Source organism: Phormidium sp. CCY1219 (assembly GCF_055795085.1).
Genome location: NZ_JAYFEQ010000499.1, coordinates 1 through 13,239 on the forward strand (window position 1 = coordinate 1; position 13,239 = coordinate 13,239).

General features: G+C 49.5%; 13 protein-coding genes. 9 read left to right on the forward strand and 4 right to left on the reverse strand.

Annotated features, from left to right (window positions below; translation table 11 throughout):
• From AC0QH1_RS12975 to AC0QH1_RS13005, 7 genes are all read left to right on the forward strand, one after another.
• On the forward strand, positions 1–232 hold a 232-nt coding region (locus AC0QH1_RS12975; protein ID WP_324631565.1), incomplete at its 5' end, for a hypothetical protein.
• 61 nt (positions 233–293) lie between these two features.
• On the forward strand, positions 294–938 hold the full coding sequence (locus AC0QH1_RS12980) for a hypothetical protein (RefSeq protein ID WP_324631566.1): 645 nt from the start codon (positions 294–296) through the stop codon (positions 936–938).
• 294 nt (positions 939–1,232) lie between these two features.
• The gene (locus AC0QH1_RS12985; RefSeq protein WP_324631567.1) at positions 1,233–1,433 is read left to right on the forward strand and encodes a heavy-metal-associated domain-containing protein; all 201 of its coding nucleotides are present in this window, start codon (positions 1,233–1,235) and stop codon (positions 1,431–1,433) included.
• 116 nt (positions 1,434–1,549) lie between these two features.
• Entirely contained in the window at positions 1,550–2,107 is a 558-nt protein-coding gene (locus tag AC0QH1_RS12990) for an NUDIX hydrolase (protein WP_324631568.1), read from the forward strand.
• Positions 2,108–2,500: 393 nt separating this feature from the next.
• Positions 2,501–2,959, forward strand: coding sequence for a 50S ribosomal protein L9 (rplI, locus tag AC0QH1_RS12995; RefSeq protein ID WP_324631569.1), 459 nt, complete (start codon positions 2,501–2,503; stop codon positions 2,957–2,959).
• Between the two features lie 237 nt (positions 2,960–3,196).
• Entirely contained in the window at positions 3,197–6,403 is a 3,207-nt protein-coding gene (dnaB, locus tag AC0QH1_RS13000) for a replicative DNA helicase (RefSeq protein ID WP_324631570.1), read from the forward strand.
• A 43-nt stretch (positions 6,404–6,446) separates the two neighbouring features.
• Positions 6,447–7,640, forward strand: coding sequence for a DNA cytosine methyltransferase (locus tag AC0QH1_RS13005; RefSeq protein ID WP_324631571.1), 1,194 nt, complete (start codon positions 6,447–6,449; stop codon positions 7,638–7,640).
• Here AC0QH1_RS13005 and AC0QH1_RS13010 read toward each other — a convergent pair.
• From AC0QH1_RS13010 to AC0QH1_RS13020, 3 genes are all read right to left on the reverse strand, one after another.
• Positions 7,625–8,290 (reverse strand): hypothetical protein, encoded by a 666-nt coding sequence (locus AC0QH1_RS13010; RefSeq protein ID WP_324631572.1) that lies wholly within the window; start codon positions 8,288–8,290, stop codon positions 7,625–7,627. The genes AC0QH1_RS13005 and AC0QH1_RS13010 overlap by 16 nt on opposite strands.
• Positions 8,291–8,419: 129 nt before the next feature.
• Positions 8,420–8,995 carry an FKBP-type peptidyl-prolyl cis-trans isomerase gene (locus AC0QH1_RS13015; protein WP_324631574.1) on the reverse strand — a complete coding sequence of 192 codons (576 nt, stop codon included), beginning with the start codon at positions 8,993–8,995 and terminating at the stop codon, positions 8,420–8,422.
• A gap of 176 nt (positions 8,996–9,171) precedes the next feature.
• The gene (locus AC0QH1_RS13020) at positions 9,172–9,495 is read right to left on the reverse strand and encodes a phasin family protein (RefSeq protein WP_324631575.1); all 324 of its coding nucleotides are present in this window, start codon (positions 9,493–9,495) and stop codon (positions 9,172–9,174) included.
• A gap of 212 nt (positions 9,496–9,707) precedes the next feature.
• Between AC0QH1_RS13020 and AC0QH1_RS13025 the strand changes: the two genes are divergently transcribed.
• Positions 9,708–10,070 carry a zinc ribbon domain-containing protein gene (locus AC0QH1_RS13025; protein WP_324631576.1) on the forward strand — a complete coding sequence of 121 codons (363 nt, stop codon included), beginning with the start codon at positions 9,708–9,710 and terminating at the stop codon, positions 10,068–10,070.
• An 89-nt stretch (positions 10,071–10,159) separates the two neighbouring features.
• On the opposite strand, the gene AC0QH1_RS13030 is transcribed toward AC0QH1_RS13025, so the two are convergent.
• Complete coding sequence (locus AC0QH1_RS13030; RefSeq protein WP_324631577.1) at positions 10,160–11,029, reverse strand: lysophospholipid acyltransferase family protein; 870 nt, start codon at positions 11,027–11,029, stop codon at positions 10,160–10,162.
• Between the two features lie 364 nt (positions 11,030–11,393).
• On the opposite strand from AC0QH1_RS13030, the gene AC0QH1_RS13035 reads away from it, so the two are divergent.
• Complete coding sequence (locus AC0QH1_RS13035) at positions 11,394–12,668, forward strand: HhoA/HhoB/HtrA family serine endopeptidase (protein ID WP_324631578.1); 1,275 nt, start codon at positions 11,394–11,396, stop codon at positions 12,666–12,668.
• Positions 12,669–13,239 lie beyond the last annotated feature (571 nt).

A 13,239-nucleotide genomic window follows, 5' to 3' on the forward strand; every position in this document is an offset into this window, starting at 1 on the left:
AAGGCCCTTTTGGAACCTTACCCTGCCCACGTTTCGGAGATTTTCCTTGACTTTTGGCAGGAACGAATCGCACGTTAACTTTCTTATTTTAACATGGTTTGTTTTGTGCTTTGTTGCCAAAAAACTTGACAATATTGCGGGTTATGTGGTAAGCATGACCCTAGATAGAAAACTGGAAGTTTTACCCCACATTATCAAAAAGGCCAGCTTCTCTGTTGAACTAAAAATATGAATTGCTCCGGTAGTGGGGTGGAGTTCGAGATGGAAAAAGCCGATAAGAGGAAAATCGTAATATGCGTCATTGGAAATTACTAAACGCTTTGGGAACTGCCATCGCGATCGCCCTATTCGCGATGGTGACATTGGGCATACCGGGTGTGGCGATCGCCCGAGAATCGGGCAACGAAATCGAAACGGCTGCAATCAGGGGCGGGATGAAATTTTCCCCACCCGTTCCTCAATTTATTGCGCGAGTGAAATCCGCAGAAGAGACATTTAATTCACCCCGGGAAAACTCTAAGCCCGTGGAAGATTTGAGAGATGGAAACTATCGCTATTGTACCAGTGAATTGCCCGAAGCAGTAGTAACAGATGAAGAGTTAAAAGAAGTCGGCGGCTATTGCTTTTTGTTCCGCAAAGAAGGCAATAAAGTGCTCGGTAATTTATTCGATTTAGAATCGGATAATCTAATTTGCCTTGATGGGCGAGTGAAGGGCAATGCGGTGAGCGGAGTTGCCGCGCAAGATATGGCAGGGAATCCGGCAAAAGTGGTGAGCGATACCGAAGATTTTGCGCCGTGGGATTGGGAACAAAATCTGAAAGTCCGTGGCGGAAAAGTGATGGGAAATAAAATTAAGTATTACAGTGCTTTGTTAGATTTGAATGAGTTTCAGCGTTATAATGCGGGGAAGGAATTGCCGCCGAAGACTTGTCCCTAAATGAGTGAGAATGGGACATGGGCGGCGATAATTGCGGGAAATTGAAGCAGGACAACTTTCCAGCGGGTGCTAGGGGGGAGATTGCCCCGGATGCGGTGGATCGAGTTTTGGGCAGGCGATCGCCTCCCTGGCGCAGGGGGTTGACGCTACAAATGTCAGACGGCGATCTGCTTGAGGGAATCGGTCAATCGAGCAAATAATAGGGAATCGAGCCAAAATTTCTTCCCGATGGGGGATAGCCAGATGTGGCATAGTCGTGCAAAATAAGATCGAGTGTAGTAAATAGGTTTAACTATGGCAGTGAAATTAAACGTTCCTTCAATGGTTTGTGAAAGTTGTGTCGAGAAAGTCACCGACGCCTTGAAAACAGTGGACGCAGATGCTAAAGTAAACGTGGATTTAAGTAGCAAACAGGTCACCATCGACTCGGAAGCTTCCCCCGAATCTTTTGAACAGGCAATTACTGCGGCGGGATATCAAGTCAACGAAGTATAACCCGCATTTCTGAGAATTGATGACAAGAGAAAGGCGCGAGCGATCGCGCCTTTACGACACTGTTTGACTAGCTATAGGTGAAAAAAATCAGCGATCGCGAGCATCTTTGAATACTTATGACATTTGGTCACGAACCCCCAACTTTACTGAAGCACCGCCTGTCTTATTCCGGGCGCAAATTTGGCTTTGATGTCAGTCGGTTGCGCCTTCCCAACGGTGTAGAAGGTGACTGGGAATGCATTCGCCATCCAGGCGGAGCATTGTGCATTCCCGTCACTACAGAAGGCAAACTGGTACTGGTGCGCCAATATCGATTTGCCGTGCAAGGACGGTTATTAGAATTTCCTGCCGGCACTGTAGAACCCGACGAAACGCCCCTAGAAACCGTGCAGCGCGAAATCGAAGAAGAAACCGGATATCGCGGCCATCAATGGGAAAAATTGGGAGAATTTTTCTTAGCACCCGGTTATTCCGACGAAGTTATTTATGCTTTCCTCGCCCGAGATTTAGAGAAGCTGGATGCGCCACAAAATCTAGACGAAGACGAGGATATGGAAACGGTTTTGATGACGCCGCAAGAATTAGAACAAGCCATTCAGATTGGAAGTCCGGTGGATTCCAAATCGATTTCTAGCTTCTTCTTGGCGCGGTCTTACTTGAACCTGAATCTGTAAGCGCTGTAGGGCACAAGGTCGGTTTTGCTGTTCGTTTGCGATCTAACCCCCACATGAGGCGTAGGGTGGGCATTGCCCACCTGAGAATTTAAAACCACCTCCGAACGAGAAAACGACCTTCGGGAGAAGGAATCGCGCGATCGCCCTAACTCCCTTTCGCAGCGGAAAAATTTCCCGGGACTTGCAGTTTATCCCAATGCAGCGTAAAATAAAGAGTTCTGGCAGATAAGCCCCAGTTTAGCGGCTGGAGCGAATACCTCGGAACTTGACCCCTGACCGAACAGAAAGTTGCCCCCGTGCAAGGCTTTTGGTGGCGAGGGTCAAGGCGGATCGGTGCGACTGCACGCGCCTCCATTCTTCAACAAGCCCCCAGAGTAGACAATAGGAACCATTATGGCAAAACGAGTTCAAATCGTCTTGAATCAAGATGTTAGAAAGCTGGGTAAATCTGGCGATCTAGTCGAAGTTGCCCCAGGCTATGCGCGCAATTATTTAATTCCTCAAGGACTGGCGGTTCGCACCACCCCTGGGATTCTCAAACAGGTAGAAATCCGCAGGGAAAAAGAACGTCAGCGCTTGATTGAAGAAAAACAACAAGCCCAATCTCGCAAAACCGCCCTGGAAACCGTGGGTCGGTTTTCGATCGCCAAGCAAGTGGGCGAAGGCGATGCCATTTTCGGGACCGTCACCGATCGCGAAGTGGCAGAAGTTATCCAGACCACCACTAATATGGAAGTCGATCGCCGAGGGATTACCCTGCCCGATATTAGCAAAACCGGTTTCTACAAAGCTGAGGTCAAACTTCACCCCGAAGTCACCGCCGAGATTGAAATTCAGGTGGTTCCTAGCTAGTTGAAAGCACTCGCGATCGACCCTTCCCTAGCCGATTTTTCCAAAGTCGCGAGAATCGCAATCGCGTTTGTAAAATTAAAGCGACGCGACGATTCATAGCGCTTCTGACGGTGAGTGCGGGACGATCGTCTTTGCAGGGGCGCACCGCCGTGCGCCCTCACCGGATTTCCCCCGACCCGAAGCCAAGTAAAACAGCTCCAATCGCGTCTTTACCCCACACCAAAGCGAGTCTCTATTGTGGTTGACAAACGGAACTTACCAGCCGATAGCGATCGCCTACCCCCGCAAAATATCGATGCGGAAGAAAGTATTTTAGGCGGTATTCTCCTCGATCCAGAAGCGATTAACCGGGTGGTCGATCGCCTGGTTCCCGAAGCCTTTTCCATCGAATCCCACCAAAATATTTACAACGCCGCGATCGCCCTTCATACCCAAGGCAAACCCACGGATTTAATGACCGTCACCAGTTGGTTAGCCGACCGCAAACTCCTGGAAAAAGTCGGCGGTCAAAGCAAACTCGCCCAACTGGTCGAACGTACCGTTTCCGCCGTGAATATCGACCAATATGCCGAACTGGTGGTCGATAAATACATGCGGCGAAAGTTAATCCATGCCGGCCATGAAATTGCCGAATTGGGGTACGAAACCACCCAAGAACTCCCCATTATCCTCGATCGCGCCGAACAAAAAGTTTTTAGCCTCACTCAAGACCGTCCGCAACAAGGGTTAGTCCCGATTTCTGAAACCTTAGTTGACGCTTTCCAAACCATCGAAACGCACCAGCAAGGGTTAGCACTCCCCGGTCTTCCTTGCAACTTTTACGATTTAGATGCAATGACTGGAGGCTTCCAGCGCGCCGATTTGATTATCGTGGCGGGTAGACCTTCAATGGGAAAATGTCTCTCGTCGTTATCTGAAATTCTGTTAAGCGATGGAACTGTTTCTACCATCGAAAACATCTTTCATAAACAGCAGGCAGAATTATTCACCTTAGCCGATAACTGGAACTTTACCTTAACGCAACCCTGTGCTTTTGTCGATGATGGCATCAAACCCGTGTTTCGCGTCACCACGGGTTTGGGTCGGTTCATCGAAACTACCCTCACCCATCCGTATTTGACCCCCAAAGGATGGCGCAAACTCTCCGAATTGAAACCGGGAGATAAAATAGCCGTCCCGCGCAAACTGGCGGTGTTTGGCACCGAAACCCGGCGCGAATGTGAAGTCAAACTGCTGGCGTATTGCATAGGAAATGGTGATTTCGCCTATGATAATCGGGGGAACATCAATAGTAATTATTTCATTATAAGCGATTTTCAAGAAACAGTCAAGGAATTTTGCCAAATTAAATCGGAGAGTTGCAATCACCCAATTCGGAGGGTGGGAAATGCCCAGCAGAACCTCTGTTTAAAATGGCGAGAAACAAATGGCATCAGTCCGATAACAATTAGCCCTGCAACCACAGATAACCCGTCTTTGATTGGCGATTGTGGGCAAGAAGAAACCCAGATAGATTGCCTGAAAAGCTGGCTGGAAGATATGGGATTGTGGGGGAAAGCTTCTGCTCAAATAACGATTCCGTCAATTGTATTTAAGTTAACGCGATCGCAGATTGCTCTATTCCTGAATCGCCTATTTGCCAGCAGTGGATGGGTGTCGGTACTGACTCACGGTGAAACAGAAATCGCCTGGGCAACCCTCAGCGAAAAACTAGCACGACAGGTGCAACATCTTTTACTGCGCTTCGGCATTATTTCCGCCCTGAAAACAAGCGCGGTTAACGCCAATGATAGCTGCCAAATCGGTTGGAAATTGGAGATTACCGAACTGAACTCGCTGCAAACCTTTATGTCTCAAATCGGGATGTGGGGTAAAGAAGCAGCGATCGCCAAAGTTGCCGCAGTGGTTGCGAGTCAAAACTATGGCCAACAACGCAAGGGAATTCCGGGTGAAATTGGCGATAAAATTGCTGTTAAAGGCGATGCGAACGAGGCAATTGCAGGGTTTAGCGAGAATAAAAAAGATAATAAATACTCAGTGTTGGGTGAACAAACTGGGGGGATACAGAGCCTCGTTTGGGGCGCTACCAGGCGGATATTGGTAACGAATTATGGGAGTAATTATGGGAGTTTTTGTGATAATTTGCTTGTCAAGCAACAGACAATCGGCGAGATTTACTGGGATGAAATAACCGAAATTTGCTCGATGGGAGAGCAGCAGGTTTATGACCTGACGATTCCCAAAACTCATAACTTTGTGGCCAACGATATTTGCGTACACAATACCAGTTTTGCCATGAATATCGGGCGAAATATTGCGGATTTTCATCAATTGCCCGTAGCGATTTTTAGCTTAGAAATGTCTAAAGATCAGCTCGTGCAACGGATGCTAGCCGGTGAGGCGGGAATTGAAAGCAATCGATTGCGCGCGGGGCGGATTTCGCAGACGGAATGGGAACCGTTAAGCCAAGCGATCGGGCATTTATCCGAGTTGCCGATATTTATTGACGATACGCCGAATATTACCGTCACCGAAATGCGCTCCAAATGTCGGCGATTGCAAGCGGAACAAGGCGGGGAAATGGGGTTAATTTTGCTCGATTACTTGCAATTAATGGAAGGAAGCAACCCGGATAACCGGGTGCAAGAATTGTCGAGAATTACCCGCAGTTTAAAAGGGTTGGCGAGAGAATTGAACGTGCCGATTATTACCTTGTCGCAGCTCAGTCGTGGGGTAGAAGCGCGGACAAACAAACGTCCGATGATGTCGGATTTGCGCGAGTCGGGGTGTTTGAGTGGGGAAAGCGCGATCGCATTAGCCGATCGCCCAGTAGAAGTGCCGATTCGCGAATTAGTAGGACAAGCCGGTTTTGCGGTTTGGGGGCTAAATGAAGCCACAATGCGCTTAGAACCGGCCAAGGTTAGCCATGCATTTTGTACCGGGGTCAAACCCGTTTTTACCCTAAAAACGCGCAGGGGGCAAAAGATTCGCGCCACCGGGAATCACCAGTTTTTAACAGTGGAGGGATGGAAGCGACTCGATGAAATAGGAAAGCGCGATCGCCTTGCATTACCCGATAGATTGCCCAATTTCGCAACTGAATTCCCAGGGGTAAGAACCGGGAAGGGTAGTGGCGAGATTTACTGGGATGAAATTGTGGCGATCGCACCCGATGGCGAAACAGAAGTATTCGATTTAACCGTCCCCGGTTATCATAATTTTATTGCCAATCAGATGGTGGTGCATAATTCTATCGAGCAAGATGCTGATATTGTAATCATGCTTTATCGAGAAGAATACTATATGCCCGATACACCCGATCGCGGATTGGCGGAAATTATTGTCACCAAACATCGGAATGGTCCGACGGGTACGGTGAAACTCCTATTCGATTCGCAATTTACGAAGTTTAAGAATTTGGCTAGACCGCAACAACATTATTGATAAAATAGAGGTGGCAATGGTTCGCAGGGGAGAAGCTTTTCGCATGGCAAAATCATCGGAGTATCGAGGGTGGGAACTGACCGAAGCAGAACGAGAGGTTTACAGAAAGCGTTCCCAAGCATCCAGTGCAGCAAAAGCCAAAGCCCTGCGAGGAGAGGGGGAAAAACCGATTTATGCGATAAATGTGCCGCAACTCGATCCAGACCGATTGATGCCCAGGTTGGCGCAGAATGGATGGCGATCGCTCTCTTTATTCAGTGGCGGTGGCGGGTTAGATTTGGGATTTGAAAAAGCCGGATTTACTCATGTAGCGGCGTATGAAATTCTTCCCGAGGCGGGCAAAACCCTGGGTCAAAATCGCCCGCAATGGAACATTTTTGCTGGGGAAAAAGGAGACGTCACCAAAATCGATTGGCGAAGGTATCGCAGGGAGGTGGATATCTTGCACGGGGGGCCGCCTTGTCAACCCTTTTCCGTAGCGGGTCGCCAAAAAGGGAAACAAGATAGTCGGGATATGTTTCCCGAGTTTATCCGCGCCGTGTTAGAAATCGAACCGTTAGTATTTGTGGCCGAAAACGTGCCTGCATTGCTGGGAAAGAAGTTTCGGGGCTATGTGCAAGAAGCGATCGCAAGTCCTCTCCGCGAAAAATATGACTTAAAAACCTTTGTTTTATCTGCGCCAGATTTTGGAATTCCGCAAACGCGAAACCGGGTATTTTTTGTGGGATTTCGCGATCGAAAAATGGCGGAACAATATCACCCACCCCAACCGACCCACCAGTGGCAACATTTATCGCCAAAAAAGCCATTAACACCCATTCAGCTTAATCTTTTTTCCAGTTTAGAACAGGCAAATTTACAGCCCTGCATGGGGGTTCGCCAAGCCTTGGGATTGCCAGATATTGGCTTTGATGGGTTAGCTCCAACCCTTCGCAGTGGCCTCACCGGTCCGCGTCATACCACGTCAGTGTTGAGCAGCGTTTCCGCGCAAAAAGTCTGGGAAAAACTACAGATTTGGCCGAATGGAGTGGCCGCCACGCGGGAAAAAGCACATTTATTTGTGGCAAAAAACCATCATTTTCGGTTATCGGTGGCAGATTGTGCAATAATACAGGGATTTCCCGAGTCCTGGCCAATTTATGGGGCGGTGTATGTGGCATTGGGTCAGATTGGAAATGCCGTTGCGCCGCCAATGGCGTATCAGGTGGCGCAATCGATCGCTCAAGTATTATCCTGAAGTGCTTCGTAAACCAGTTCTCGCAGGCGCTGAGCGTGGTTGTTCGTGATGCGTTCCCGTCCCTCAAAATATGAAGCCGGAATATGGGGGTTGTTCAGCCTCGCGCCTCTTTCAATCAAATATCGGCATCTGTCCTGCAAAATGGAAAGCATTCTTTCGGGAGAGTACCCAGAATCTCGATCCATTTTGGCGCGGTATTCCTGTATCCTGTATTGTCGCTTATGGAGTTTTTTGGCATCTTCAAGGGTGTAGAATTCTTTCTTGCCAACAATTTCGTAAAGTACAGACAGCGTAAGTCGTTCAGGTGCAAGTTGAGCAAGTTTACAATCATAAAGGATATAGGCTTCCTTCTGGGCAATCCACGGAGCCATTGATTTAGGCGAACCATAAAAGCAGTAGTTCAGTAGTTTGCCTCCCGAACTATAGAAGCCAAATAACCAGTGTTTACCCTGCCATTTTCTAATATGCTCTATACCAAAGTCTCGAACAGTTGTCACAGAAGACTTGGTGCTGGACTTTAATTCAAATTCCACCTTCTGTCCGTTTAAGCTTAAGATGGCGTCCGTGCCGCTCCGAGTTGGGTTCTCTGGTCTTTCTAGTTGAAAGAGTTCAATCAAAAAAGTTTCACGAATATCATCTTGAACGGTCATGGTTGGTGCCCTTATGTTACCAGAGATTTTCCCAGGAGTGACGAGAGGAAGAGGAAAAACGATCGGCGCAAATTAGCCTCTCCCAATCGGCTGTGAAATCCGACGGAGAGAGGCACAACCGTCCCAATTTTACCCAGCAATTCTGAGCAGTTCGACATCGAAAATAAGGGTAGCGTTAGGGGGAATGACTCCACCTGCACCGCGTTCGCCGTACCCTAATTCTGGGGGAATAATCAGCTTGCGGCGTCCGCCAACTTTCATATCGGCGATACCTTCATCCCAACCTTTGATGACTTGACCGACACCGAGTTTAAAAGACAAAGGCTGATTGCGATCGCGCGAACTGTCAAACTTCGTGCCATCTTCGAGGGTACCGGTGTAGTGAACCACCACGGTTTGACCCGGTTGGGGAGACGCACCGGTTCCTTCCTCTAACAGGACGTACTGGAGACCTGTTGGAGTTGTGACCACATTTTCTTCCGTATTTTCCACTTGTTTGGTTTCCGTTTCGGCGCGAGCAATCTGACTTTGGGGGGTTAGTCGTTGAGCCAGCAGGGATTTGCTGGGTCTAGAAACTTCTGCGGTGGGTTGGGTATCGCTCATGGGTTCAGCGATCGCCTGGTTAGAGCGATCGCTCAGTTGAGCGACAACTATCACCAAAACGCAGACGAGCATTACCCCCATGCTGATTAAAATTTCTCGCACAATCAGTCCTCCTGAGTAGACTCAACTGGCTCCTGGCGCGCGGTGAGGAATCTCAAACCGTTCGCGTAGGAGCCTCGATCCCTACTCTATCGTCAAATGACCGTTCTCGAACTGAGGAGGATGGGTTTGTTTGTCTGAGGGTTTGAGCAACCAGAAACGAGGGCGATCGCCGCGACTCAACGCCAGCGCTTATTTTCCAAATCCCGAACTTGTCGTTCTAAGCGATCGAGTCGTCCGCGCAGTTCATCCATTTCGGCTTGACGCGGAACCCCGAGATCCTGCATCACATTGCGAATCTGGCGTTGCACTTGCACCTCAAAATTCCCTTGTTCCGACTTCATCTGCTCCATGATGTCCTCGACAAAGGTTTTCGCTTGGTCGGGATGGAGTTTTCCCTCTTGCACCCACTGGTCGCTAACTTCCCGGATTTTTTCTGCCACCAAAGAGGTGGTGCCAATGCCGATCAAAAGGAGCTGCTTGAGCAGATTATTGTTATCCATAGGTTTTTCCTGTGACTTGGCTGAAAATACCCCGCTAACCTGGCCGTTGCAGATTAGCCGAGTCTTAACTCAATTTTGGCGTACAGTTCTATTTTGGGATATCCTATCCGATCGCGACGCCCACCGCACCCCTGCGCTTCGGTGGCGAAATGAATCACAGGGTAAAGTTGAAAGAGTGAAGCGTTTATCCTGTAATCTGCAGTTTGGCCAACATGTCTGAGTGTCCGAAGTGCCACCAACCCATCGATACCCAAGCCACTAATTGTCCCTATTGCCGCACTCCGCTCAAGGGGTTCGGTCATGCGGGGATTCCCTTGCATCGCTCTACCAGTGATGAATATCTGTGCGTAAGCTGCACCTATCACGAAGACGATACCTGCAATTTTCCCCAACGTCCCTATGCCAAGACCTGTACCCTTTACCACGATAAGTCCGAACCCCTAGTCGTCCCACCCCCCCAATACCAGAGCAGGAATCCTCTGATGCGGCTACAACGGTGGTGGAAACGACATCCTGCCGCGATCGCCCTCGGCGCTATCGTGCTGGTGAGTTTGCTTCTGGCACTGGGGCGCTAGAGCGATGCGGCTTCAATTGCCCCACCGTGGCGAATCATTACCACATTTTTTGATAATTGTCAAGGCAAAATGGGAAATTCACCGAAAAATTATCGGCCTTCTACCTGAGCAATCAACCCATCGAGCGATCGCTGCATTTCAGTGCAGACGCGATCGTAACACTGCTGCACGTAAGCGCGATCGTTGGCCGCCTCCCGACCGCTACGCTCAAACACAATTGGTTCGCACACCCGGGTGTGAATCTGCACCGGTAGGGGCAAATTCGGCAACGGACCGATCGCCACCCCCCAAGGCAATCCCAAATAAATCGGAAACACCAACGGATCCACCCCCAATAACCAGGGCATCCCCCATTCATGCAACTGCTTTATCCAGTCATAGCAATTCGCCAGCACAATTAACGTATCGTGTGCCCCATGAGAAATAATCGGCACGATCGGGGCAGCTTCGCGCAGAGCCAGCTTAATAAACCCCTGACGTCCGGCAAAGTAAATTCGATCGCGCATGGAATGAGGGCGAAAGGTATCTTCTGCACCACCGGGATAAACCAGTACCGCCGCCTCCTTTTGCAACGCGGCGATCGCCATTCTCGGATTCGCGCGCAGCGCCCCACAGCGGACCGCCTGTCGAGCAATTTCTGGCGGAAATGCCTTCCACACCGTTGGGTGCATCAGTCCGTATGTAAGGCGGTGCGTCCCTTCGCGACGATACCAATCATACATCAACATAAACATATCCGGTGCCGCTAAACCCCCATTATGGGAACCTACCACCAGCATTTTCCCCGAAGATGGCACGTGATGCCATCCATCGGTTTCCACACGGAAGTAGTAGCGATAGAGCCATTCCCAAATCGGTAAATAGGATTCAATGACCTGCGGGTCGCGCTGGTCTAACGAGCGACCATCAAAGGGATGGCGATCGCCCTCCTGAAAAAACCTCTCAAATTGGCCAAACAACAGTTTTCACATCCCCCAGATACGGTGATTGCGTCTTTTAGCATAATCTCCCCCGTGCGGGTGCGACAAACCCATCCCGGTTTCCAGTCCTTTCCAAGAGGATTTTCTCGCACCCAACCCCCTGCATCTGTCGTGCCAAAACCGGGCGAAAATGTCCATAACCTCGTGATATGGGCGTAACATCCGCTTCACATCCTCTGTTTACAGTAAGAATTGTCAGGCAAGGAACCGAGTCGAGACGCATAACCGCAAAGGTTCTGGTGAGTCTGAAGTTTGAGTCAAAACCCAGAGTTGTCGCCACTGAACTTCACAGACAACCTCTCTCTACTCGGAAGCAGGAAATAAACCGCAGGAGAACCGACACATGAAAACCCTTAATTCCGATTTCAATCGCGATTCACAACAATTGAATACCGCTTCCCATCAAGGTTCTGCCCCTCAGTGGCAAAAACCGTTCGCTTATTTATCCATGTTCCTGTTTGGTGCAGGCGTCACTTTGACTGGCGCGCAATTGCTGAAAGCACAGAATCCCGTTTCCTCCGCGATCGCTACTCCTCCCGCCTCTGCAGCACCTAGAACGCCGGAGGTGCAAACCCGGTTGCCTTTACCCTCCGATGCCAACTTTATCTCTTCCGTAGTGGAGCAAGTCGGGCCGGCGGTGGTGCGGATCGATGCGTCGAAAACTGTGAAGGCGGAAGTGCCAGAAGTGTTTAAAGATCCGTTTTTCCGTCGCTTCTTTGGCGATCGCGTGCCGATGGAACCGCAAGAGCGTGTGGTTAGTGGTACCGGTTCTGGTTTCATCGTCAATTCCAACGGTCGGATTTTGACCAACGCCCATGTGGTGGACGGTGCGGATACGGTGGATGTGGTCTTAAAAGATGGTCGCACCTTCACCGGGAAAGTGTTGGGAACTGACCCAGTAACCGATGTGGCGGTGGTGGAAATTGATGCGACGAATTTGCCTACGGTGAAAGTGGGGGATTCGCAACGACTGCAACCGGGAGAATGGGCGATCGCGATCGGCAATCCCCTCGGTTTGGATAATACCGTCACCGTGGGAATTATCAGCGCTACAGGTCGCAGCAGTTCTCAAGTGGGCGTTCCGGATAAGCGAGTTAACTTCATTCAAACCGACGCCGCTATCAACCCGGGTAACTCCGGCGGTCCTTTGCTCAATCAGCGCGGAGAAGTGATCGGCATGAACACGGCGATTATTCAAGGCGCGCAAGGTCTCGGTTTTGCTATTCCCATCAATCGCGCCCAAGATATTTCCGATCGCTTAATCGCCAATGGTGAAGTGGAGCATCCCTACTTGGGCATTCAAATGGTGGAACTCTCCGCCGAACTGAAAGCACAAATTAATCGGGATCCGAATTCCGCTCTGACGGTGGATGAAGAACAAGGCATTTTAATCGTTAAAGTGATGCCCGATTCCCCCGCCGCTGAGGGAGGACTGCGAGCCGGTGATGTGATTCAAAAGATTAACGGTGAACTCGTCGCCGATGCCAGCGCGGTGCAACAGCAAGTAGAAGCCAGTCGCGTGGGGAGTACCCTGCAAGTCGAAGTTATCCGCAACGGTCAGATGCTTAACGTTTCGGTTCGCCCCGGTGCGATTCCCACGGCTAAAGCTGGCAATTAATGATGATTTAATTGGCTAATCATCGAAACTGGTTGGGTGGGCATTGCCCACCTAATTTTTGTTTTTTATTAAATTTTAAGCCTATAATTATACCATTTTTCGATAAAAATGTGGTTCCTCCGAAACGGGGATGCAAAAACTTTAGGAAATACCAGGCAAAAGCCAGACTGGGCAAGAGTTTGAGTTTTTGATAAATTGGTTTTGTATCCGGTTAGCGTTAACTCTTTCTGTAAGGGTATTTTCGCGATTTTTACCATACTAGGTTCGTAGGTTCGGTAGAACCAAAAATGTTAGAGTTCACCACCTACAGACCCCGCTCAAAGAAGCGATAAATCGAGACGCAATCAGAACCTGTCTCTACAAGCGGGGAAGTCGGAAGACAGGGAAATAACCATCAAGCGAACGCAATGGTTTTTTTCCAGCCCTGGAGTAGTAGTAGGGAAATAACCATTAAGCGAACGCAATGGTTTTTTTCCAGCCCTGGAGTAGTAGTAGGGAAATAACCATTAAGCCAACGCAATGGTTTTTTCCAGCCCGGGATTGGACTGTTGGCGAAATAACCATTAAGCGA

Bases quoted from the DNA above. Each gene is read 5' to 3' on its own strand.
- AC0QH1_RS13035 (WP_324631578.1), top strand. From the start codon at position 11,394: ATGAAAACCCTTAATTCCGATTTCAATCGCGATTCACAACAATTGAAT.
- AC0QH1_RS13025 (WP_324631576.1), top strand. From the start codon at position 9,708: ATGTCTGAGTGTCCGAAGTGCCACCAACCCATCGATACCCAAGCCACT.
- AC0QH1_RS12980 (WP_324631566.1), top strand. From the start codon at position 294: ATGCGTCATTGGAAATTACTAAACGCTTTGGGAACTGCCATCGCGATC.
- rplI (WP_324631569.1), top strand. From the start codon at position 2,501: ATGGCAAAACGAGTTCAAATCGTCTTGAATCAAGATGTTAGAAAGCTG.
- AC0QH1_RS13010 (WP_324631572.1), bottom strand. From the start codon at position 8,290: ATGACCGTTCAAGATGATATTCGTGAAACTTTTTTGATTGAACTCTTT.
- AC0QH1_RS12990 (WP_324631568.1), top strand. From the start codon at position 1,550: ATGACATTTGGTCACGAACCCCCAACTTTACTGAAGCACCGCCTGTCT.
- AC0QH1_RS12985 (WP_324631567.1), top strand. From the start codon at position 1,233: ATGGCAGTGAAATTAAACGTTCCTTCAATGGTTTGTGAAAGTTGTGTC.
- AC0QH1_RS13020 (WP_324631575.1), bottom strand. From the start codon at position 9,495: ATGGATAACAATAATCTGCTCAAGCAGCTCCTTTTGATCGGCATTGGC.
- AC0QH1_RS13005 (WP_324631571.1), top strand. From the start codon at position 6,447: ATGGCAAAATCATCGGAGTATCGAGGGTGGGAACTGACCGAAGCAGAA.